We start from the raw sequence: 21,489 nt of genomic DNA on the forward strand, positions 1-21,489 counted from the left end.
GCCCAGTGAGACAAGACTAAACCAACATGGTTGATTACTCAGAAAGACTTGACGGAATCACAGCCGAACACGTACTGCTCGTAACGCTCTTAGGACTGTCCGTGGTGTTCTACGTCGACCCGATCATCAAGGACTACCCGGACAACGCGACGATATTCCCGCAGTTGATGGCGCAAGTCGTCGGGATCGGATCGTTCCTCATCCTCATACAGAACTACCTCCCGGGACCGCTCCAGCGGTTTGTCGGGGAGAGTGTGAGCATGACGGAGAGTTTAGAAGAGAGCCGCACCGAAGGTGTCGACGTCGTTCAGGACGGCGATGACACCGATATCGACGAGAAGTACGTCGACACCAGTGACGACGATGCCGAGGAGATCGATCAGAAAGATCCACCGCTACACCAAAAATGGGGTGTTGACATCAACAACACGGTTATCATGATCATCTTCTCCAGCGTCTACTTCGCGCTCGGATGGGCCGCCGGGTTCCTCTACGTGACCCCGCTTTTCGTCGCCGGATACACGCTGTGGTTCAGAGTCGATCTGTACAAGAGCGTCATTCTCGCGGCGTTGGCGACGGCCATCGTGTACGGGTTCATCGTCTTCCTCCTCATGCCGTTCGATGAGGGTGCACTGATCTTCACGGGGGGACTCTAAATGGCGGTTGCAAGCCTCGTCGAGGGGATACAGATCGCGGTCAGCTGGCCGGTCATCGGCTGGATGGCGGCCGGACTGCTCGCGGGGATCATTCTGGGGGCGCTGCCGGGGATCGGCTCGCCGGTCGGCATGGCCATCGTTCTGCCGCTCACCGTGCCCCTCGATCCGACGCCCGCCCTCATCCTTCTGATCTCCATTTACAGCGGCGCGATGTTCGGTGGGAGCATCGCCGCGATCCTGTTGAACGCTCCGGGGACCGAATCGGCCGCCGCGACGACGCTCGACGGGTATCCGATGGCGAAGAAGGGGCTCGCGAAGAACGCGCTCGCGATCGCGACGACGGCCTCCGCGCTGAACGGGTTCGTCGCCGCGATCCTGTTGGTCCTCATCTCACCGATCCTCATCGAGGTTGTCCTCCTGTTCGGGTCGGTGGAGTACTTCCTGCTCGCGATTCTCGGGATCTCGCTCATCACGATCGTCGCGGACGGGTCGGTCGTAAAGGGGATCGTGGCGGGCGCGTTCGGCTTCCTGGTCTCGACGATCGGCGTCGCGATCATGGCACCGACACCGCGCTACGCGTTCGGTCAGCTCCCGCTGTACGACGGGCTCAACTTCGTCGCCGCCCTGATCGGGATGTTCGCGTTCGCTGAGATGATGAAGCTCGCGGTCCAAGATCAGATCGCAGAGGACGCGGTCGGTATCACGGGGAGCATCACCGACGGGATCAAAACGGTGTTCCAGTACCCCAAAACGACGTTCAAAGCGGGCGTTATCGGAATGCTGATCGGAGCGGTTCCCGGGTCCGGCGCGACGACATCGACGTTCGTCGCGTACGCCGAGGAGGCGCGCTCGTCGGCCGCCGACGGGATATTCGGCGAGGGCGACCCGCGGGGAATCATCGCCCCGGAAGGTGCGAACAACCCAACCGTCAGCGGATCGCTCGTCCCGACGCTCTCGTTCGGTATTCCCGGGAGCGGCTCAACGGCGGTGTTCCTCGGCGGCATCCTGATGCACGGTCTCCAGCCCGGGCCGCAGCTGTTCGGTGAACAGCTCCACATCACGTACGCGCTGTTCGTCTCGGTGTTCCTCGGCAACATCCTCATCCTCGCCGTGGGATACTCGGTCATCCCGTACGCGAGCGCGATCACGAAGATCGACACCGACATCATCATCCCGATGGTGATCGTGCTCTCCTTTATCGGAGCGTTCAGCCTCAGGCGGAACTGGTTCGACGCCTTCGGCGTGCTCGCACTCGGGATCTTAGGCTACTACATGGTGAAGTACCGCTACTCGGTGATCGCCTTCGTCCTGGGGATCGTTCTGGGGCCGATAGCCGAGGAGAACTTCTTCCGCTCGCTACAGCTATCGGGCGGGGAGTACACCATCTTCGTGTCGCCGAGTCGGCCGCTCACGCTCAGTATCTCCATCATGATCGTGGTGGTGTTGATCGGTCCGTTCGTTGGACCGTACCTGAAAGAGAAGGTGAACAACTTCCGGTAGCACGTCGCCGATCGCACCGCTACCGGCGTACCGTTCCGTCGGTCGGCCTCGTTGTCGACCGAACTTCGATCGATTTGAATTCGGTTTTTTGATCCCGCGGGAACTTCGATTCGCGTGCCGATTGGTAGTTCCGAGGCCGATAACCGCGTTCAGGGACGGCTTCGGTCGTCGTTCCGCGCTCCGTCGACGGTCGCGATGACGGGGCAGTACGAACGCTCGCGATGAAGGGTAGCGTGGACGTCCGCGGAGAGGAAACGGCGGGAACAATACTTATATACATACTTGGTCGCTATTCGCATACGTACGATGACCGCCCAGAATCGGGAAGCGCGGGCACCAGACGCATCACCGTCTCGCGACTCGCCACCGGCGATAGCCGGCGTCGGCATGACCGAGTTCGCGAACGCCGACGATCGCTCGCTCGTCGAACTCCTCCTCGCCGCCGCCGAGCGCGCGCTCGACGACGCCGACAGCGACGCCGCCGCGGTCGATTCGGTCCACGTCGGGAACATGGCCGCCGAGGCGTTCAACGCTCGCTCCGGGTTGGCGAACGCCCTCGCCGGCAGCCTCGGGATGACCGGCGCGGCGGCCCGTCGGATCGAAAACACCAGCGCGAGCGGTGCGAGCGCGTTTCAGAGCGCGTTCGAGGCGGTCGCGAGCGGACGGAGCGAGCGGGCGCTGGCCGTCGGCGGCGAGAAGATGTCCGACGCGGACACGGCGACGGCCACCGAGATCATCAGTCGGATCACCCACGATCGCGAGTACGAGCAGGGGGTCACGCTGCCCTCGTTCGGGGGGTTGGCGGCGGCCGCCTACCTGCACGAGTACGAAGGCGACCGACGCGACCTGGCGCGGGTCGCCGTGAAGAACCACGCCAACGCGTTCGCCAACGAGTACGCGCAGTTCAGAAAGCGGATCGACGTCGACGACGTGCTCGACTCCCCGGCGATCGCGTCGCCGCTGCACCTCTACGACTGCTGTCCGACCAGCGACGGGGCCGCCGCGGTCGTGATTTCGGCCGATCCGACCGATCGGACGGACGGCGCGGTGACGATCGCCGCCTGCGAGAGCGCCGCCGGCACGCACGCCGTCGCGGATCGGGAAGATCCGCTCGAGATCGAGAGCGTGCGAATCGCCGGTCGGCGCGCGTACGACGCCGCGGGGTTCGGTGCGAACGCGATCGACGTCGCCTGTATCCACGACGCGTTCACCGTCCTCGAGTGGTTGGAGATGGAGGAATTGGGGCTCGCACCGGAGGGGAAAGCGTGGCGGCTCACCCGCGACGGAGAGACGGAGATCGACGGCGAGCTTCCGGTTAACCCCGGCGGCGGGCTGAAGGCCCGCGGGCACCCGCTCGGTGCCACGGGGATCTCGCAGGTCGTCGAACTGGTCTGGCAGCTCCGCGGTGATCTCCCCGACGATCGGGCGGTCGAGCGGGCGAATCGGGGGCTCGCCGTCAACGTCGCGGGGTTCGGAAACAACGCCGTCTGCACGCTCCTGGAGGCGGGCGCATGACGGAGCTGTACGAGTGCCGCGACTGCGGACGCCGAACCAACTACGAGAAGCGCCGATGTCTGAGCTGTGCCGGGAGGGAGTTCGACCGCGTCCCCGCGGGAACGGGGACGCTGCTGTCGGTGACGACCGTCCACGTCACGCCGGACGGGGTTCGCGAGCCGAACGCGCTCGGCCTTGCGTCGTTTTCCGGCGGGGCGAACGTCGTCGCCCAGCTCGACGAGGACCTCTCTATCGGCGACGCGGTGCGACTGAGCGCGGACCACGAGCTTCGGGTCGCCGACGACGGACCGATGCGTGGCGTCCGCATCGTCGCCGCCGAGTGATTCCTCGCGAAGCGATCGGACGGAGGTCACTTGGTCGCGTGATATCGCGCCAGCTCCACTAGGTTGCCGTCGGGGTCGCGGACGTACACCGACTCCATCCGCCCTCGCGCGCCGATTTTCTCGACGGGACCGTGGACGATGTCGACGTCGCTTTCGCGGAGCGTGCGGCGGATCGCATCGACGGAGTCGTCGACGAGGAGACAGAAATCCCCGCTTCCCGATCCCGGACGCGTCGCGTGGGGCGTGTAGACGTCGGCGGCAGGATGAAAGTTGATCTTCTGATCGCCGAACGAGACCGCGCGCCGGCCGCCGGCGAAGGTTTCGGCCGTCCCGCCGAGAATTGACGTGTAGAAATCGACCGCGCGCTCCACGTTCTCGACGGTCAACACGAGGTGATCGAGTCCAGTGACGTGCATACGTCGCCCTCGGCGGGGAGGTAGAAAAGCGCTCGCCGAGATCGGACCGTCGCGGACGTGGAGCGTGCCATCGGTCGAGCTTGCGAATCGATAGCACAATGCTTTATGTATCGTTCCCGCTTCGAATCGGTATGCGTGCCGTTCGATACCACGAACACGGCGACGAGAGCGTACTGACCGTCGATACCGTCGATCTGCCCGATCCCGGGCCGGAGGAGGCGCTGGTCAGGATCGAAGCGGCGAGCGTGAATCCGATCGACACGTACGTCCGCGAGGGATACGTGCGCCCGCCGTCCGGGCTTCCGCACGTCGGCGGATCAGACCTCGCCGGCGTCGTCGAGGCGGTCGGCGAGGACGTCACCGAGGTCGAGGAGGGCGACCGCGTGTTCGCGACGGGGCTCGGGCTGTTCTCGCCCGGCACGTACGCGGAGTACACCGTCGCGCCGGCCGGGCAGCTCGCGCCGCTCCCGGACGGCGTGTTGTTTCGAGACGGAGCCGCGGCGGCGATGGCGTTCGCGACCGCCTGGCGGGCGCTCGTGACTCGCGGCGATATCGAACTCGGCGACGTCGCGCTCGTTCACGGCGCAGCCGGCGGCGTGGGCCATGCCGCGGTCCAGGTGGCGAAGGCGGCGGGAGCGACCGTCGTCGGCACCGCCCGCGACGGCGAGCCCGCGGAGTTCGCTCGTTCCGTCGGCGCTGACGCGGTCGTCGACTACCGGAGCGAGGACCTCGCCGCCGATATCTCGGAGGCGGCGGACGGACGAGAGGTCGACGTCGTGTTCGAGCCGCAGGCCGACGCGCACCTCGACGCGAATCTGGCCTGTCTGGCTCGCGGCGGTCGGATCGTCATCATCGGCGAGAACGGACCGATCACTCTCGAGGGCGGCCTTCCGATGGAAGCGAAGAAGGCCGACGCGGACCTCCGATTCATGTCGATCATGGCATCACCGGGCGATCAGGCCGCGATCCTCGAACGTGTCGGCGAGCGCCTCGCGGACGGGACCTTCACCGTGGAGATCGATTCCGTCTTCGGACTCGATCAGGTGCCCGATGCGCTGCGGGAGCTGATGTCCTCGGGCACGCTCGGAAAAGTCGTCCTCGATACGTCTCGTTGAGATCCTCCCCGCGTAATTAGGGCTCCGGGATCACGCCGTTCTCTATCAGTTCGTCGATGCGGGCGTCGTCGTAGCCGACCGCCTGCAGCACCCGGACGGTGTCCTCACCGAGCAGCGGCGGTGCCTTGTCGAACCCGGAGTCCGACTCGGCGTAGTTAAGCGGGTGTTCGATGACGGGGATCTCCCCCGCCGCGGGGTGGTCGATCGAGTCGACGACGCCGCGGGCCTGCACCTGTTCGTTGTCCAGCGCCTCGTCGACGTCGAAGACGGGGCCGACCGGGAGGCTGTTCTCGTCGGCCAGCAGGTCGACCCACTCGTCCGTCGTCCGGGTCTGGAGGACGTCGGCGAGCTCCGTTTCGAGTTCGTCCATGTTGTTCACCCGCGCTGAGTTCGTGGCGAAGCGGTCGTCCGTCGCGAGGTCGGCTCTGCCGATCGCATCGCAGAACTCCTCCCAGAGCTTCTGGTTCCCGCAGGCGACGTTGAGGTGGCCGTCGGCGGTCGGGTACATCTGGTAGGGCGCGAGGACGGGGTCCTTCGTGCCCATTCGCGTCGTCTCCTCGCCGACGAAGCTCTTTCCCGCCTGCTTCGTGAGCCACGGGAGCGCGGCGTCGAGCATGCCGAGTTCGACACGTTCGCCCTCGCCGGTCCGCTCGCGGTTGTACAGCGAGGTGACGATGCCGAACGCCGACCACATGGCGGTGATGAGGTCCGTCTGCGGGAGCCCGACCTTCGCCGGCGGCGCGTCCGGGTACCCGGTGACGCTCATCATCCCGCTCATCCCCTGCACGAGCAGGTCGTACCCCGGCCGATCGCTCCACGGTCCCGTCTCGCCGAACGCGGAGATCGAACAGTACACGAGGTCGTCGTTGTACTCTTGGAGCGTCTCGTAGTCGACGCCGAGCCGTGCCGCGGTCCCCGGCCGGAAGTTCTCGACGACCACGTCCGCCTCGGCCACGAGGTCGTACAGCGCCGTCAGCCCGTCCTCCTTTTTCAGGTTCAGCTCGATGCTCTGTTTCCCGTAGTTCACCGTCCAGAAGTACGGCGATTCCCCTTCGTCGGCCGCCGGCCGACCGGGGCCCTCGTAGCCGTCGACGTCGACGAACGGCGGGCCCGAGTAGCGGCTGTCGTCGCCGACGCCGGGACGCTCGACTTTGATCACTTCCGCGCCCTGGTTCGCCAACATCATCGTCGCGAAGCCGCCGGTGACGAACGTCGTCAGGTCGACCACGACGATCTCCTCGAGTAATCGCTGCTGCTTGCCGTCGGAGCTCATACTACATACTCCGATGACGGAGTGATAAATCTTGGGAGCAGCAGCGCGCTCCGCGTGTCGAAATCGCAGGATCGCACGCGGTCAATCAGTAAACGGGCGAGCGTGAGCGGGGGACGTGAACGGGCGAGCAAGACAGACGTGGGAGATTTCCGAGCGAGACGATCGAAGGGGACGAGCGCACGGCGTCGCTACAGCCGCTTTAAGAGAAGAACTGCGACGCCGCCGAGTCCGGCGATCCCCGCGAGCACGAAGAACAGCACGGCGCTCGTCGAGTGCGTGAGGACGAACCCCGCGAGGGATGCGCCGAGCGCCCCGATTCCGAACATCGCGAGGTAGGTGAATCCGTACGAGAGTCCCTGAACGTCGTCGCCGGAGTTCTCCGCGATGACGACCTGATAAATCGGTGCCGTTCCGTACACGAAGAATCCGAGCAGGAGGCAGATCCCGACGAGCGCGACGGTTCCGAGCTCCCGCACGAGCGGGAAGGCGAGGGCGAGACCGGCCAGCATCGCGAAGAAACCGAGGAGCGCGGTCGTGCTCGGAACGCGATCGGTCAGTCGTCCGCCCGCGTACTGGCCGCCGATACCGACCGTCAGGAGCGCGGTGTAGACGTACTGTGCCGGTTGGATGGTCTGATCGAGCAGTTCGAAGGGCTGGAGAGCCGACGACTCCGCGAGGACGTCGGGCAGGAACGTCAACAGCCCGCGGTAGTACGTCCCGTACAGCAGCACCGCGACGAACGCGACCGTGAACGCCGCGGCAAACAGGGTTCGGGACTCCAGAAACGTCTTTCGCAGCTCGTCGGCGATCGATCCCGTCTCACCGCTCTCTTCAGCCTCGCCCACCTCGAACTCGATGCGCACACCCGCCAGCCCGACGAACAGGGCGACCGCCGAGAGCACGGCCGCCGCGATCCGCCAGTCGACGAACAGGAGCAGCAGCGCCGTCAGGAGCGGACCGAACGCCGTGCCGACGTTGCCGCCCGCACCGTGGTACGCGAAGACGGTCCCCCGAGCGTCCGCGGTCCGGCTGATGAGCGAGAGTCCGGCCGGGTGGTAGATGCTCGCGAAACAGCCCCACAGCAGGACGGCGACGGCGAGCGAGACTGCGCCGCGCGCGAGCGACACGATAGCGAATCCGGCCCCCATCCCGAAGATCGACAGCAGGATCAGTCGTCGAGAGCTGAACCGGTCCGAGAGCACGCCGCTCACCGGTGCGCCAATGCCGATGAAGCCGTATCCGACGCTGACGACGGCTCCGATGACCGCCGCAGACACGCTGAACTCCGCCATCCAGAGTCCGACGAAAAGCGGGATGGAGAGTTCGTACGTGTGAAACATCGCGTGGGCGAGGGAGGTGAACTTCACGAGCGCCCGGTCGTTAGTCTTCATTGACCGGAATTCCGCCGAGGAGGTAAATAAAACGAAGGGGCAGATTGGGGTGAACTGGGGACGGGCGAGCCGCCGTCCCGGATTCCGCGAGCGACGGCGATCGGCCTACACCGAGTGCTCGATGTGCAGCTCCAGCTCGTTGACCGCGCCGAGGACGCGCTCGGGAAGCACCTCGGTGAAACGGTCGTCCGTGATCCGGTTCGCCGGGCCGGACACGCTCAGCGCGCCGATCACCTCCCCGCCGGCGGTCACGGCCGCGCCGACCGCGTGGACGCCCGCGGTGGTTTCCTGCCGATTGAACGCGTATCCCCGGTCGCGGATCCGCTCTAGTTCCTCGAAGAGGTCCGCCCGGGTCGTGATACCGTCGTGACCGTCCTCGAGCCCGTGAGAGTCGATGATCGCCTCGACTCGGTCTCGATCGTAGTTCGCGAGGATAGCCTTGCCGGCGGCGCTCGTGTGGATCGATCCGCGCTTACCCACGTGAGCGCCGGTCTGGACCGCGCTCTGGCCGACTTCGGTGTAGAGGTACACCCGTTGGCCGTTCTCCTCGATGAGGAACTGGGCGCGCTCTCCCGTCTCGTCGGCGAGGGTGTCGACCTTCTCTTTTATCATGGGATACGCCGTCACCCGCCGCTGGATCCCGCCGCCGATCGTGAGGAACTTCAGCCCGAGCGCGTACACGTCACCCTCGCGAACGATATATCCGTGTTTTTTGAGCGTCGCGAGGTGGCGGTGAATTGTGCTCGGCGCTAATCCGAGATGTTCGGATAATTCACCGATCGTCATGCCGTCGGTTCCCCGCAGCACGTCGATCACCTCTAACGACGTTTCAGTTGTCTTTGCGACCGATTTGAGCTCTTTTGTCATACGACGACATTCGTACCGAATCACTTAACTTCCCTGTAACTCGGAATGAGAGAAATATTCGGCCAAATTTGCACCTCGAATTCGACGATTTGGCTCAGTTAGGTGGTGATTTTCCGAATTTTCGAATCGGAAATTTTGGTGAAGGATGCAGTTTAAACACCACACGACGGCGTATGACGGGGTTATCGACCCGTTGTGGTTGATCCGGATATTTCGGAGCAAATCGACTGTGAGCCGTCATTACAAACATAGTATTGTAAGAAAAGTGTGCACATCTTTCGGACATCAATCCCATACCGGTGAACTCGGCACGAAGTTCGCGCCAGAGTCAGAGATCTGATACAGATTCGATTTTTTATATGCGCTCGTGCGGGCTTCGAGTGCGGTTTGAGCCGTCGCCTCGACATCGAATCACACGTACCAACCTGTGCATGCGGCAGGTTCATTCCGATTGGGTCTGTATATCATCAATTATCACGATCGAGTATCCGCTCAGGGCGCTTCGGTCGAGATCACCGCGTTAGGAAGTGAATACTTGCACAATGTAATAGACAGTACATACTCACGGACGTAACGGCGTGAAAAGCGGGGAGCAATCGTATTCCGTGACGGGGGTGCAACGCCATCACTCGCCTCGCTTCGACACCGCGTTCCGTTTTCGACGGGTTTTCTGCCGATTTTACCCGAAATTACCTGAAGATAAGCGCTAAGGCCCCTCCCTCAACGACCGGCCGGAGGGAGCGAGTAGGAAGGGGATACAGCGTCCCCAGAAATCTTTGATTTCTGGTGTGCGAATGAATCGCGGAGCGATTCGTCAACGCCGTCATCGCCTGTTCATACGCCCGATACACTCGGCCCGCAGGCCAACGGTCCAGCATCTTTATGTCCCTACAACGTCTATATATCGTCTATGGAACAGTTCGAACTCAACGGCCACGAAGTCGTAGACGGCGACGCTCGCGCCACCGGCAACGGCGCACACGTCTACGTCCCGCGACGGTGGCTCGGCGCGGATGTAAAAATCGTTCGCGTTTCCGAACCCGACCACGACGACGAATAGGCCATGAACTACAACTACAGGTATCGACTCCGGCCGTCGGACGCGCTCGAAGAGCGGTTAGCGTGGACCGTCGATACCTGCCGGCAGGTCTACAACCACTTTCTCCACCGACTCAACCGAGTAGACGACACGTCGTCCTACTCAGAACAGAAGCGCCTGCCGGACCTCAAGGACTGGTGGACCGACCTCAAGCAAGTCCACTCGAAAGTCCTACAGTCGTGCAACGACTGTACGACAACCTTTCAACGCTCCGAGGGCGAAAAGAGAACGGCTACCGCATCGGGACGCTCAACTGGAAAGCACCGGGCGAGTACCGCTCGTTCACCTACAGTCAATCCGGCTTCGAACTCAAGAACACGAGTGGTCGGACGCGGCTGTGGCTCTCGAAGGTTGGCGAGATACCTCTCACCTTCCACCGCGACCTCCCCGACGACGCCGAAATCAAGACCGTCACGGTGAAACAAGAGCCGACGGGCGAGTGGTTCGCCATCCTCGGCGTCGAAACGCCGAACGACCCACCCGCGAAACCCGACGAGTTGGCCGACGTAGTGGGCATCGACGTGGGTATCCTGAAGTACTCCCATGACACCGATGGAACGGCGGTCGAGTCGCCGGACCTACGCGACGAACGGGAGCGGTTGGAACGCGCCCAACGCAACCTCTCGCGGAAAGAACACGGCTCGAACAACTGGAAGGAACAGCGCAAGGCCGTCGCGCGGCGGCATGCCGACCTCCGACGGAAGCGCCGGGATTTCCTCCACAAGCTCTCGAACTACTACGCCCGGGAGTACGACCTCGTTGCGGTTGAAGACTTGGACGCGAAGGGCTTGGTCGAACTCCCCGGCAACTCCCGAAACCGCGCGGGGGCGGCGTGGGGAACGTTCCTGCGGATGCTCGAATCCAAGTGCGAGCGGGAAGGCACGTACTTCGTGGCGGTCGAACCAGCGGGAACGACCAAGGAGTGCGCGGCGTGCGGTGTCTCGACGGACAAGCCGCTTTGGGTCCGCAAACACTCGTGCCCGTCGTGCGGGTTCACCGCCGACCGGGACTGGAACGCGGCGTACAACATCTTGGTACGCGGTCTGAAGCAAGTAGGGACGGGCTGTCCCGAATCAACGCCTGCGGAGACCGCGCTCCCTACGGGGACCGATTCGGTTCCTGCAAAGCGCGTCGTGGAAACAGGAAGCCCCACCCTCAAGGAGCGAGCCGCGAACGCGGCGAGCGAGTAGGGTGGGGAGGAAGTCACTCCATCAGGTCGCGGCGAAATCTCGCGGCGGCAAGCGTCGCGAGGAGCGCCGACAGCGCTGCGACGGCACCGAACCCGGGCGTGGAGTCGTCCGTCGTCCCGTCGTCTTCGGTGGCCGACGACGAATCGGACGAGGAGTCGGTGGTCGACGCGTCAGAGATCGACGTCGAGGAGTCGGACGGGGTTTCCGGGGTATCGGTCGTCTCCGTCGTCTCTTCCTCGACGACGGCGACGAACGCCTCGCGGTCTTCGCCGGTCGCCGCGGAGAGGTTCAACTCGCCGGTTGTCCAGCTGTTGCTCCGGTACGCGAGCGTCACCGCGATCGATTCGTTCGGTTCGAGAGTCACCGAGCGGGCGTCCATCCGCTGATCGTCGAGGTACAGCGCGACGGTCTGATTGCCGGCGATGTCGCCGGTGTTCGAGACGTTCACCGTCGCGTTGAGCGTCTCGCCGGCCGTCACCGGACCGTTCGTCTCGACGGCGTCGATCGTGATGTTGCTGTGAAGCTCCAGGACCTCGGTCGATCGGTCGACCTGATCGTCCGGCGTGTGCGCGGAGAGGTTCCAGACCCCGTGGCCCTCGACGGGCGTTTCGTGCACGTACGAGACGTTCAGTTCCTCGCCGCGGTCGAGTTCGATCACCGTCTCGTTTAGCGTCCGATCGTCGAGGGTGAACCAGAGGAGCCGCTCGCCGTCCGCCGAACCGGTGTTGGTCACGGTCGCGTTCATCCGGAGCGGCTCCCCCGCCTTGACGGGACCGTCGATATCGAACGCGTCGATATCGAACGCGGGATCGCCGTGCGAGACGGTGGACCCGCCGCCGTGACTGGAGGACCCGTCACTCCCGTCGTCGCCGTCGTTCCCGTCATCGGTGTCGTTTGAGTCCCTCGACGGTTCCTCTACCGTGACGGTCTGCGTGTCGGTGTCGTCGGGCGTCTCGACTGCCAGCGTCCAGTCTTGTGCGTCACCGCTCTTGGTCACGTACGAGAGGTCGACGATTGTCGATTCGCCGGCGTCGAGGGTGACATCCGCCTCGTCCTTGAGGTACTCGTCCAAGCTGAACGAAATCTCATTCGTGGCCGCCTCGTCCCCCGTGTTGGTCACTTCGACAGTCACCGTGACGGTTTCGCCGATCACGGTCGGCGTGTTCGTCTCCACGCTCGTGATTTCGAATCGTGCGGGATCGGTATCGTCGCCCGAATCGGTGCCATCGTCCGTCGAGTTGTTGTCGCCGGTGCTGCCATCATCTTCGGAGCTACCGTCGTCCGTCTCACTGTCGTCCCCTGAGCTACCGTCGTCCGTCTCACTATCATCTCCCGAGCTACTGTCGTCCGTCTCACTATCATCTCCCGAGCTACCGTCGTCGGTCGCGTTCGACTCGACGTCGGGGGCCCCTCCGTCGAACTCTCCCGTCGTCGCCGCGCCGACGGATCCGCTCACCGCCGCGACACCGACGAGCGCGACGGCGAGTACCAACACCACTGCCCACAGTTGTAATCGTGGCATAGTCGTGTGGGGGGAAGCTTACTCCAAAAGTATGGAGCAGATACTGAGAGTACGCTGCTCTTACCGGTCGAAATCCAACGATTTTTCGATTTGACGTGCGAACAGATTCGAGATGGGCCCTCAAACGAAACAACCGTTCGGTGACGATCGTCATCCGATACAACGCGGGAGTGGGGATCGCAGTCCGCCACCGCGGCGTGGTATTTAAAAGGAGCAAGCGCGAGAGCGGCGACTGCTTATAAATAAACGCGCTGTGCGGTGGCGTGCCTCCGAGCGGCCGACAGGCCGCGAGGAGCCCGCGAGGGACGCGGTGAGCGCTCGAAGGGCGCGAACCGCGAGGCTGGGGAGGTGAGAGGTGCGGTCGCTGTGCGGTTGGGGTGGGATTCAAAGGGGCAGCCGCGAGGCGGGCGCAGGCGACGTAAGCAGAGAGGGACCGTAGGTCCCTCATGAAGCCGGTGCTCCGCGCCGGCGACACCGCAACGAGGGAGCGTGAGCGACCGAGTGAGGAGCGAAGCGAGCGTGCGCCCGCCTCGCGGCTGGGGCTTTGTAAGTGTTCACCGCGCCGTCAACGACGTATAAGCGAGCGGCTGGGGCTTTGGAGGAGTTCACCGTCCCGTCCACGACTTATAAGCAATCAACACCAGAAACACAGCAATTCACCGCGCCAGCAACGATGTATAAACAGCCACCGGCAGCATCACTCGTTCACTTATAAACTATCACCCCAACACACTGAGATCCCTACTCCCGAACTCCGTCACTGCTGTTCTCGTACTGATCGCGGGCGCGACTGCACGTGGTACTTACTCGATCAACGAAGCCCGAGATCCCGTCATCGAAGCTCCCGGACCGATAGGAACGATCCCGTCTCGGCGGAGATCCACGCCGTGAGCCGCTCATCGTCATTCGGTTCGATCGGATGGATCGTGCAGACGTCGATGTCGCCCTCGTATCGCTCGATGGTCGCCGTCAGTGGCTCCGAGTCTGTCGTTTCGGACGGCGATTTCGGTCGTGACATCGAATCGAACGGTGTCACGAGGGAGGTATTGTTATGACGCTGATACCCCTCGGCAGTCCGTGAACCCGACGACCGGCGGAACGGTGTCGTCGGTGCCTAGCCGGTGTATACTAAACCGACCGGTCGGCCGATCCGGGGCATGCAAGTCGTCATCCTCGCGGCGGGACGAGGCACCCGGATGGGGCCGCTCACCGAAACCGATCCGAAGCCCATGCTGCCGGTCGCGGACCGACCACTGGTCGGTCACGTCGCCGACGCCGCGGTCGCCGCCGGTGCCACCGAACTCATCATCACCGTCGGGTACGGTGGTGACCGAGTCAGGGAGCACGTCGGCGAGCGGCGCGGCGGCGTTCCCGTCCGCTACGCGGAGCAACCAACGCAGCTCGGCACCGCCGACGCCCTGCAGGCCGCAGCCGAGCACGTCGACGGGGCGTTCGCCGTCCTCAACGGCGACAACCTCTACGACGCCGACGACCTCGCGGTCCTGTTCGAGTCTGTCCCCGCAGTCGGGGCGTTCCGCGTCGACGACCCGTCCTCGTACGGCGTCCTCCGATCCGTCGACGGCGTCCTTACCGAAATCGTCGAGAAGCCCGAGAACCCGGCCACGAACACGATAAACGCCGGTGCTTACGCGTTCCCCGCGGACGCCCTCGATCTCCTCGACGTCCCGCGGAGCGAGCGCGGCGAGCTGGAGCTGACCGACGTGCTCGATCGGGTCATCGAGCGGAACGAGGTCGGTATCGTCGCCTTCGGGGAGTGGCTGGACGTCGGCCGCCCGTGGGAGCTCCTCGAAGCGAACGAGCGGCGGCTCCCGGCGGCCGGGAGCGAACGCCTCGACGGCGGGACTCGACCGGATCCCGGCGGCGACGTACACCCGAACGCGACGCTGCGCGGCGACATCGTCGTGGAATCGGACGCCACGGTTGGGCCCGGAGTCGTGATCGACGGACCCGTGCTGTTGCGCTCGGGGTGCTCGATCGGGCCGAACGCGTACGTCCGCGGCCCGACCCTCGTCGGGCCCGACGTCCGGATCGGCCACGCGGTCGAGGTGAAAAACAGCGTCCTCATGCGGGGCGCGACCGCCGGCCACCTCTCGTACGTCGGCGACAGCGTCGTGGGAGCCGACGCGAACCTGGGCGCGGGAACGAACGTGGCGAACCTCCGACACGACGGTGGACCGGTGTCGCTTACCGTCTCCGGACGTCGGGTGTCGACCGGCCGCCGAAAGTTCGGGGCAGTCATCGGTCCCGGCGTGAAAACCGGGATACAGACCGGGATCGCGCCGGGCGTCACGCTCTCGGCCGGGACGCGAACGACGCCCGGTGAGATTGTGACGCGAGATCGATGAAAAAATCGTCGAGCCGTGCGGTCGTTCGCGCTATTCGAGGTAGATTCCCGTGTCGTCGATGCGCTCGACCGACGAGTGCGGGAGCTCGTACACCTCTTCGTCCTCCGCGGTCCAGCCGAGCGTCTGGCGGATCGCGGTGTCGAGATCGGTCTCGGGCGTGACGTGGACCATGTCGCCGTCGACCCCCTGCACGTGGCCGATAGTGGTTCCGTCCGCGGTCAGTACGCTTCGTCCTTTGTCGCTGTCTTGGAAGTCTCGAACCATTGTTTCACACGGGTACTCCCCGTAGGGGACCTCAGACGTAGAGCGGTGATTGTTATTCCGTGTGATATTCCCGGAAAGCTCATCCTTTCATCGGTCGTCGGCGAGGCGATCGGCGTCGAGATGGTCGTCGGCGAGATGGTCGTCGGCGAGATGGTCGTCGAGACGATCGGCGGTGAGGCGATCGGCGGCGAGGCGATCGGCGATCGGGTCGAGGTGGGCGTGTCCGACGACGGCGACCACCGGTCCCTCCCGGCGAAGCGCGCGGAGCTGATCGGCCATCGACGCCTCCCGCGCGCGGTCGAACGCCTCCATCGACGGCGGTCGGGTGAACGATCGGAGCAGCGCCGTACCGGCGGCGACGGCCTCGCGCTCCGCGGCGGCCTGCGCCGCGGGCGACGATCCGCGATCGGCGGACCGTCGCCGGTCGAGTCCGGGATCGACGTCGATCCCGAACCGGCCGGCGACGTGTGCGACGCGGCACCTGGCGGCGTGAGCGGTCTGTTCGGCGAGCGCGTACCCGGCACGTGCGATGCCGCGCGGAGAGAGCGACGCCGACCGCGCGGCGTCGAGTGCCGCACCGAGCCCGGACGCGTTCGGGAGGTCGATACCGACGACCCGCGCGTTGTCGGAGGCGGCCATCGCCGCCGTCATCTCGCCGCCTGGAAGCGGACCGCCGGCGAGATCGGCGTCGACCGCGTCGATACCACCCGCATCGATATCGCGGGCGTAGGACGCGAACAACGGCAGCGCGAGCGGTGCGAGTTCGACCGCGACGACCGCGGGATCGAGCGTGTCAACGGTCGAAGCGGCCCGAAACGCGCTCGCTGGGTTGCCGTGTACGACGCCGACGAGGGTCACGCACTCGCCGTCCGCTCCGGCGGGCGAGCGGCGGTAATCATCGTGAGACACGCGCGGGTCGTCGAGGGCGGTTACGAGGCGAGAGATCGGTTGAAACGTGCGCTGTCCCATCAGTAATCGTATCGTATCGAACGGTAGGAACCGTGTACTATAAAAGAGTTCCCGCGGACCGCGGCGTCACGGGCTCCGAAAACATCCGATTACTGGGCTCGTACTTAAGCGGTCGGCCGGCGTCGCCCGTAACATGTCCGCACGCTGGGACGACGTCGGCTACGTCATCAGCTCTGCGTACCGGCTCGCGGTGATCCGAGAGCTGTCGGACGGCGCGGCGACGCCGACGGAACTGGCATCGGCGATCGAAACGTCGACGACGCACGTCTCCCGGGCGCTCCGCCAGCTCCGCGATCGGGGGCTCGTCGCACTCGCTGTTCCCGGCGACCGAGCCAAGAATCGGCGGTGCGAGCTGACCGAGCGCGGCCAGTCGGCCTGGGAGACGATTCGAGCGAACGATTTGACGGGGTGACGGCCGGGATGACCGCGGTGGTATCGATTCCATTACAAAGACCGTTTCCGCCCGTGTGAGTCAATACATGAAGCGACGCTCGTTTCTGAGGCGGACCGCCATCGGCGTCGGTGGCGCGGTCGTCCTCGCCGGCTGCGGCGGGGATCCCGGCCCGGGGACAGATGATCGGAGCGACAGGGACGGGGACGACGGGAGCGACGGCGCGGACGCCCCCGACGACCCGCCGGTTCCCGACGGGTTCGATCGCGTCGTGAACGTGGTCAATCGGGGAGCGGACCCGTCCGGAGAGGAGTCGCTGGTGCCGATTCTCGAAGACATCGATCCCGACGGATCCGTCGTGTTCCTCCCGGCCGGGACGTACAGGATGGACGACACGTGGCGGGTGACGGATTTCGAGCGTCTCGCGCTGGTGGGGCGGGACGCGACCATCGTTCCGAGCCCGGAACAGTCGGTGCAGCTGTTCAGCTTCGACGGAGAGGGCAGCGGGACGGAACTGCGCGTCGAGGGGCTCGACTTCGATTACAGTCACGAAGACGCCAGAGGACGGATGCTCCACCTGAAAATTCGCGACGGGCTGCTCGTCAGGAACGTCACGGCGTTCGGAACCGTAACCGAGCGACCGAGCCTCGTGCGCGTGGACGTGACCGATTCCGACGGCGAGGGACTGGTAGACAGACTCCGACTCCCCGACGGTGCCGCGGCGGACACCGGGATCACCGGCTGTTACGTCGGCAACGACAGCCGCGGCGACATCACGTTCCGCGACTGTCGCATCGAGGGGTTCCCCGACAACGGCCTGTACGCGGACCCGCCGGCCGGGAGCATCACCGTGGACGGCGGCTACTTCGCGAACTGCGGGATCTCGAACGTCCGGGTGCGGGGGGATTCGACCATCCGCGACGCGTACGTCCGTTGTGACAGCGACCACCTCGGGTTCGAAAACATGCGCGGTATCAGACTGACCGACTACGAGCCGCAGGACACGCCGGAGCCCGCAGTCGTGGAGAACTGTCGGGTCGACATGCTCGAAGTGAGCCACAGCGACGGCGCTATCGAGCTCTCCGGCCAGTTGGCCCGTGCCGTCGTCCGAGACACCCACGTCCGCGTCAACGCGGACGACGTCCCCGCGTTCAACGCGAAGGAACCGGACTCGGTGTTCGAGGAACTCGGAATTCTCCCGAGCGTCGAGTTGGAGAACGTCACCGTCGAGGGGTCGGCCGGCGAAGGAGACGTGATAGGAATCACGGGGCGCAGCGAGTGCGCGTTCTCCGGGCTCGACATCCACCAGACCGGCCCGAACCGCGACGGAGTCACGTTCAGCGATTCGCGGGACAACGTGATTCGGAACGCGCGCATCGACGTCACCGGAGACGCCATCGTCCTCTCCGACAGCGAGACGGACACGTTCGACGTCGACGTGGTCGAGGACGCGAACGAGAACGACCCGGTGGCGGACGACGACGCCGAGTAATGAGTGCATACCAGCCCGGTACGCTCGTCATAACAAAGCCCGAATCGGCCCCCCGTACCGTCGTTCCATCCACGGGTGGCGAGAGCACTAATGACTGACAACACCGCGGCGGTCGTCCACAAAGCCGCACTGACGGTCGGGTTCCTCGCGTTCGCGTTCGCTATCGTCTCGGCGCACACGACGCCGGCGACAGGCTACGAACTCTCGATATACCGCGCGACGCCGCTCCGGTTCTGGGGCGGCGTCGGCGTCGGGTTCCTCGTCGCGGCCGTGGTCCTGTTCGGTGCCCGCTCCCGCCGGCTCGTCGACGGCGCGGCGCTGCTCGCGGGAGGGTGTCTGCTCGCCGTGGTCTCGATCCCGCTCCTCCGGTCGTACGCCTTCTACGGCGCGGGCGACGCGATGACGCACCTCGGCTGGGCGCGCGAGATCCAAACTGGCGTCATCGGCCCGGACGCGGTGTTGTATCCGGCTATCCACCTGATCGCCGTCGAGCTCGGCGCGCTGTCCGGGCTCGATCTCACCGAGACGCTGCAGTTCGCTCCCGCGTTGTTGTTCCCCGGGGTGTACCTCGTCTCGATACCGCTCTGTCTCGAGGTCCTCTCCGGGTCGCGGTGGGCGGTCCCCACGGGAATCGCGGTCGCGGTGCTGCTCCTCCCCATCAACAAGGTCAGCGTCCACATCCTCGCGCACCCGTCGAGCCAGGCGATCCTCTTCACGCCGTTCGTCCTCTACCTGCTGTTCCGCTACCTCGGATCGCCGGGAAGGGGATTCTCCGCGACGTCGGCGACAGGTGCGGCCTTCGGGCTCGCCGCGCTCGGGATGGTGTTCGTCCACCCGCAGGAGACGATGGCGCTCGTCTCCGTGCTCGTCGCCGTCGCGGGGCTTCAACTCGTCGTCCGCCGCTATCGACCGACCGCGGCAATCGCGAGCCATCGACCGATCGGCGTCCACACCGTCGTCGTCGGAACGGTGCTCGTGGCGTGGCTCCTTCGGCACGAGCGCGCGACGAGTCGGTTCGAGGGCGTCGTTTCGAGCCTGGTGACGAGCGGCGCGACCACGGGCGACGGCACGGCCGAGCGGGGTGCCTCGCTCGTCGCGCTCGGCGGCAGCGTCGAGGAGCTGTTCCTGAAGCTGTTCGCCGTCACCACGATATTCTGCGTGCTCGCCGGTGCGGTCGCGCTGTACAGGGTCGCGGGACGGCCCGATCCGGCCCGGCCGTGGCGAAACGCGGCAGTCACGTACCTATCGATCGGGTTGCTCCCGCCGACGGGGATCTTCGTCGTGGTCTTCCTCGCCGAGCAGGGCGATCACTACTTCCGGTTTCAGGGGTTCATCATGGTGATCGTTACCATACTCGGCGCGCTCGGGATCGTGGCGCTGCTCGAACGGATGACGGTTGACGATCGCCGTCGCGCCGCGTCCACCGCCGGCGCGGTGGTCCTCGGCGTCGTCGTGTTCGCGTTCGTGCTGGCGGTCGCCCTCCAGCTCGCCGCCGTCCACCAGTCGCCGTACATATACCAGGCGAACCAGCAGGTGACGGACGCCGACTTCGACGCCCGCGCGGTCGCCTTCGAGTTCCACGACGGCGAGACGGTGATCGCCGGGATCCGAAGCGGACAGGGACGCTACATCGACGCGCACTTCGGCCGCGAGACCGCCGTGTGGGAGCTGTCGTTCCCGGGCTACGGCGACGACGACGCCGGCGTGACCGGGGAGACGTTCAACACGAACCTGACGACCCGCTACGAGTCGGATCGGTACCTCATGGTCGGCGACCGCCACGAGCGACAGGAGGTCGATCTGTACGACGGGTTCAGATTTTCGCAGGCCGGGTTCGATCGCCTCGATACGGATCCCCGCGTGGAACGAGTACAGGACAACGGCGGGATCCGTCTCTACCGGATCGAGGGAACCGACGAAGACGCCTAAATCGGTGAACGGACGGCGGCCGCGGGCGACGTTAATGGTATCATAACAATGCCCTCGACCGCGTAGGAAGTCGCATGGTAGAATCCGGCAGTTCCCGAGAGGCCGCGGTGATTCCCGTGGGGTTCGAGCCGGGATCGTACGCCTGCGTCCGGTCGCTTTCGCGGCGCGGCGTACACACGATCGTCGCCTCCGAGCGCGAGAACACGCCGGCGGCGGCCTCGCGGTTCTGCGACGAGTTCGTCTCGATCCCGTCCCCGTACGAGGACGTGCTGGCGTACCGCGACGCGCTCGTCGGCCTCGCCGCGCGCGACGACGTCGAGACGATCTACCCGCTCCGCGCGCAGGACGCGTACGTGTTCGCCCGCTACGCGGACGCGTTCGAGCCGTACGTCTCGCTGGTCACGCTCGATTCTGACCTGCTCAAGACCGTGTTCGACAGGGTCGCGCTCGTCGAGGCCGCCGGCGAGGCCGGCGTGCCAGCGCCGGAGACCCGACTGCTCTCCGACGTCGACGCGTGGGACGAGGACCTGATCGTCAAGTCGCGGTACAACCTCCTCACCGAGGAGACCTGCCCGACGTTCGGCCCCCGCGACGCGGCGACGGCGAAGTCGGTCACGCACGTCGCGCCCGGCGAGCGACCGAACGTCGAGGCGATCGAGTCCGAGATGCGCCACACACCGATCGTCCAAGAGTACGTGCCGTCCTCCGACGAGTACCTCTTCGGCGCGCTGTACGACCGCGGCGAGCCGGTGACGACGTTCCAGCACCGGCAAGTTCGAGGCGACTCCTACACCGGCGGCGGCGGGGTCTATCGGGAGGCCACGCGAGACCCCGCGCTGGAAGCCACCGGACGGGCGCTGTTAGACCACCTGGACTATCACGGGATCGCCTGCATCGAGTACATGAAACACGCCGACACGGGCGAGTACGTCCTCACGGAGATCAACCCCCGACTCTGGCAGTCGCTGGCCACCGCCGTGCGGGCCGGAGCCGACTTCCCCGCGAGCTACTGGGAGGTGGCGAGCGACGAGCCCGTCCGGTCGGCGTTCGAGTACGAGGTCGGCGCGGGGACTCACCTGCTGTACGGCGAGCTGGGACACCTGCTGAGCGTCGTGCGAGACGAATCGCCGCTCGTGGATCCCCCGTCGTTCGCGCGGACTGCGGTCGAGATCGCCGCGTCCTGCGTCGAGAACCCGCACTTCGACGTGCTT

19 protein-coding genes and 1 pseudogene are annotated in these 21,489 nt (G+C 65.3%); 12 read left to right on the forward strand and 8 right to left on the reverse strand.

The annotated features are described in order from the left end of the window. Positions 1 to 104 precede the first annotated feature (104 nt). From ACFQEY_RS10205 to ACFQEY_RS10220, 4 genes are all read left to right on the forward strand, one after another. Positions 105 to 656 (forward strand): hypothetical protein, encoded by a 552-nt coding sequence (locus ACFQEY_RS10205; RefSeq protein WP_379768127.1) that lies wholly within the window; start codon positions 105 to 107, stop codon positions 654 to 656. Then, positions 657 to 2,156: a tripartite tricarboxylate transporter permease gene (locus ACFQEY_RS10210; protein WP_379768130.1), complete on the forward strand. Its 1,500-nt coding sequence runs from the start codon at positions 657 to 659 to the stop codon at positions 2,154 to 2,156. Between the two features lie 387 nt (positions 2,157 to 2,543). Beyond that, entirely contained in the window at positions 2,544 to 3,671 is a 1,128-nt protein-coding gene (locus tag ACFQEY_RS10215) for a thiolase C-terminal domain-containing protein (protein ID WP_379768268.1), read from the forward strand. Next, complete coding sequence (locus ACFQEY_RS10220) at positions 3,668 to 3,994, forward strand: Zn-ribbon domain-containing OB-fold protein (protein ID WP_379768132.1); 327 nt, start codon at positions 3,668 to 3,670, stop codon at positions 3,992 to 3,994. The genes ACFQEY_RS10215 and ACFQEY_RS10220 overlap by 4 nt, the downstream gene beginning before the upstream one ends. A gap of 26 nt (positions 3,995 to 4,020) precedes the next feature. Here ACFQEY_RS10220 and ACFQEY_RS10225 read toward each other — a convergent pair whose 3' ends face one another. Then, the gene (locus ACFQEY_RS10225; protein WP_379768135.1) at positions 4,021 to 4,410 is read right to left on the reverse strand and encodes a VOC family protein; all 390 of its coding nucleotides are present in this window, start codon (positions 4,408 to 4,410) and stop codon (positions 4,021 to 4,023) included. A 131-nt stretch (positions 4,411 to 4,541) separates the two neighbouring features. Here ACFQEY_RS10225 and ACFQEY_RS10230 point away from each other — a divergent pair, with 131 nt between their 5' ends. Beyond that, positions 4,542 to 5,525, forward strand: coding sequence for an NADPH:quinone reductase (locus tag ACFQEY_RS10230; RefSeq protein WP_379768138.1), 984 nt, complete (start codon positions 4,542 to 4,544; stop codon positions 5,523 to 5,525). Positions 5,526 to 5,541: 16 nt separating this feature from the next. Here ACFQEY_RS10230 and ACFQEY_RS10235 read toward each other — a convergent pair whose 3' ends face one another. From ACFQEY_RS10235 to ACFQEY_RS10245, 3 genes are all read right to left on the reverse strand, one after another. Continuing rightward, on the reverse strand, positions 5,542 to 6,798 hold the full coding sequence (locus tag ACFQEY_RS10235) for a CaiB/BaiF CoA transferase family protein (protein WP_379768141.1): 1,257 nt from the start codon (positions 6,796 to 6,798) through the stop codon (positions 5,542 to 5,544). 188 nt (positions 6,799 to 6,986) lie between these two features. After that, positions 6,987 to 8,189, reverse strand: coding sequence for an MFS transporter (locus tag ACFQEY_RS10240; protein WP_379768144.1), 1,203 nt, complete (start codon positions 8,187 to 8,189; stop codon positions 6,987 to 6,989). Between the two features lie 105 nt (positions 8,190 to 8,294). Next, entirely contained in the window at positions 8,295 to 9,056 is a 762-nt protein-coding gene (locus tag ACFQEY_RS10245) for an IclR family transcriptional regulator (protein WP_379768147.1), read from the reverse strand. Positions 9,057 to 9,966: 910 nt separating this feature from the next. On the opposite strand from ACFQEY_RS10245, the gene ACFQEY_RS10250 reads away from it, so the two are divergent. Then, the gene (locus ACFQEY_RS10250; RefSeq protein WP_379768150.1) at positions 9,967 to 10,116 is read left to right on the forward strand and encodes a DUF2080 family transposase-associated protein; all 150 of its coding nucleotides are present in this window, start codon (positions 9,967 to 9,969) and stop codon (positions 10,114 to 10,116) included. 3 nt (positions 10,117 to 10,119) lie between these two features. After that, positions 10,120 to 11,345, forward strand: a pseudogene (locus ACFQEY_RS10255) (RNA-guided endonuclease InsQ/TnpB family protein). A 13-nt stretch (positions 11,346 to 11,358) separates the two neighbouring features. Here the strand turns inward: ACFQEY_RS10255 and ACFQEY_RS10260 are convergent. Then, positions 11,359 to 12,867, reverse strand: a complete 1,509-nt coding sequence (locus tag ACFQEY_RS10260; RefSeq protein WP_379768153.1) for a CARDB domain-containing protein — start codon at positions 12,865 to 12,867, stop codon at positions 11,359 to 11,361. A gap of 832 nt (positions 12,868 to 13,699) precedes the next feature. After that, complete coding sequence (locus tag ACFQEY_RS10265) at positions 13,700 to 13,885, reverse strand: DUF7511 domain-containing protein (protein ID WP_379768156.1); 186 nt, start codon at positions 13,883 to 13,885, stop codon at positions 13,700 to 13,702. Positions 13,886 to 14,024: 139 nt separating this feature from the next. Here ACFQEY_RS10265 and glmU point away from each other — a divergent pair, with 139 nt between their 5' ends. Then, positions 14,025 to 15,233: a bifunctional sugar-1-phosphate nucleotidylyltransferase/acetyltransferase gene (glmU, locus tag ACFQEY_RS10270; RefSeq protein WP_379768159.1), complete on the forward strand. Its 1,209-nt coding sequence runs from the start codon at positions 14,025 to 14,027 to the stop codon at positions 15,231 to 15,233. A 30-nt stretch (positions 15,234 to 15,263) separates the two neighbouring features. Here glmU and ACFQEY_RS10275 read toward each other — a convergent pair whose 3' ends face one another. Beyond that, a complete protein-coding gene (locus ACFQEY_RS10275) occupies positions 15,264 to 15,497 on the reverse strand; it encodes a hypothetical protein (protein WP_379768162.1) in 234 nt (77 codons plus the stop codon). Between the two features lie 87 nt (positions 15,498 to 15,584). Beyond that, on the reverse strand, positions 15,585 to 16,466 hold the full coding sequence (locus ACFQEY_RS10280; RefSeq protein WP_379768165.1) for a hypothetical protein: 882 nt from the start codon (positions 16,464 to 16,466) through the stop codon (positions 15,585 to 15,587). Positions 16,467 to 16,599: 133 nt separating this feature from the next. Here ACFQEY_RS10280 and ACFQEY_RS10285 point away from each other — a divergent pair, with 133 nt between their 5' ends. The 4 genes from ACFQEY_RS10285 to ACFQEY_RS10300 all read left to right on the forward strand — a co-directional run. Beyond that, complete coding sequence (locus ACFQEY_RS10285; protein ID WP_379768168.1) at positions 16,600 to 16,878, forward strand: helix-turn-helix domain-containing protein; 279 nt, start codon at positions 16,600 to 16,602, stop codon at positions 16,876 to 16,878. Positions 16,879 to 16,945: 67 nt separating this feature from the next. After that, the gene (locus ACFQEY_RS10290) at positions 16,946 to 18,349 is read left to right on the forward strand and encodes a hypothetical protein (RefSeq protein ID WP_379768170.1); all 1,404 of its coding nucleotides are present in this window, start codon (positions 16,946 to 16,948) and stop codon (positions 18,347 to 18,349) included. Positions 18,350 to 18,439: 90 nt separating this feature from the next. Then, on the forward strand, positions 18,440 to 20,278 hold the full coding sequence (locus tag ACFQEY_RS10295) for a hypothetical protein (RefSeq protein ID WP_379768172.1): 1,839 nt from the start codon (positions 18,440 to 18,442) through the stop codon (positions 20,276 to 20,278). A gap of 74 nt (positions 20,279 to 20,352) precedes the next feature. Next, on the forward strand, positions 20,353 to 21,489 hold a 1,137-nt coding region (locus tag ACFQEY_RS10300; RefSeq protein WP_379768174.1), incomplete at its 3' end, for a carboxylate--amine ligase.

The sequence above is a fragment of the Halorubrum trueperi genome, from assembly GCF_042662525.1.
GTDB classification, from domain to species: Archaea; Halobacteriota; Halobacteria; order Halobacteriales; family Haloferacaceae; genus Halorubrum; species Halorubrum trueperi.

Excerpts from the sequence above, each read along its gene's own strand:
- ACFQEY_RS10210 (WP_379768130.1), top strand. The coding sequence starts at position 657 with ATGGCGGTTGCAAGCCTCGTCGAGGGGATACAGATCGCGGTCAGCTGG.
- ACFQEY_RS10215 (WP_379768268.1), top strand. The coding sequence starts at position 2,544 with ATGACCGAGTTCGCGAACGCCGACGATCGCTCGCTCGTCGAACTCCTC.
- ACFQEY_RS10220 (WP_379768132.1), top strand. The coding sequence starts at position 3,668 with ATGACGGAGCTGTACGAGTGCCGCGACTGCGGACGCCGAACCAACTAC.
- ACFQEY_RS10225 (WP_379768135.1), bottom strand. The coding sequence starts at position 4,410 with ATGCACGTCACTGGACTCGATCACCTCGTGTTGACCGTCGAGAACGTG.
- ACFQEY_RS10230 (WP_379768138.1), top strand. The coding sequence starts at position 4,542 with ATGCGTGCCGTTCGATACCACGAACACGGCGACGAGAGCGTACTGACC.
- ACFQEY_RS10235 (WP_379768141.1), bottom strand. The coding sequence starts at position 6,798 with ATGAGCTCCGACGGCAAGCAGCAGCGATTACTCGAGGAGATCGTCGTG.
- ACFQEY_RS10240 (WP_379768144.1), bottom strand. The coding sequence starts at position 8,189 with ATGAAGACTAACGACCGGGCGCTCGTGAAGTTCACCTCCCTCGCCCAC.
- ACFQEY_RS10245 (WP_379768147.1), bottom strand. The coding sequence starts at position 9,056 with ATGACAAAAGAGCTCAAATCGGTCGCAAAGACAACTGAAACGTCGTTA.
- ACFQEY_RS10250 (WP_379768150.1), top strand. The coding sequence starts at position 9,967 with ATGGAACAGTTCGAACTCAACGGCCACGAAGTCGTAGACGGCGACGCT.
- ACFQEY_RS10260 (WP_379768153.1), bottom strand. The coding sequence starts at position 12,867 with ATGCCACGATTACAACTGTGGGCAGTGGTGTTGGTACTCGCCGTCGCG.
- ACFQEY_RS10265 (WP_379768156.1), bottom strand. The coding sequence starts at position 13,885 with ATGTCACGACCGAAATCGCCGTCCGAAACGACAGACTCGGAGCCACTG.
- glmU (WP_379768159.1), top strand. The coding sequence starts at position 14,025 with ATGCAAGTCGTCATCCTCGCGGCGGGACGAGGCACCCGGATGGGGCCG.
- ACFQEY_RS10275 (WP_379768162.1), bottom strand. The coding sequence starts at position 15,497 with ATGGTTCGAGACTTCCAAGACAGCGACAAAGGACGAAGCGTACTGACC.
- ACFQEY_RS10280 (WP_379768165.1), bottom strand. The coding sequence starts at position 16,466 with ATGGGACAGCGCACGTTTCAACCGATCTCTCGCCTCGTAACCGCCCTC.
- ACFQEY_RS10285 (WP_379768168.1), top strand. The coding sequence starts at position 16,600 with ATGTCCGCACGCTGGGACGACGTCGGCTACGTCATCAGCTCTGCGTAC.
- ACFQEY_RS10290 (WP_379768170.1), top strand. The coding sequence starts at position 16,946 with ATGAAGCGACGCTCGTTTCTGAGGCGGACCGCCATCGGCGTCGGTGGC.
- ACFQEY_RS10295 (WP_379768172.1), top strand. The coding sequence starts at position 18,440 with ATGACTGACAACACCGCGGCGGTCGTCCACAAAGCCGCACTGACGGTC.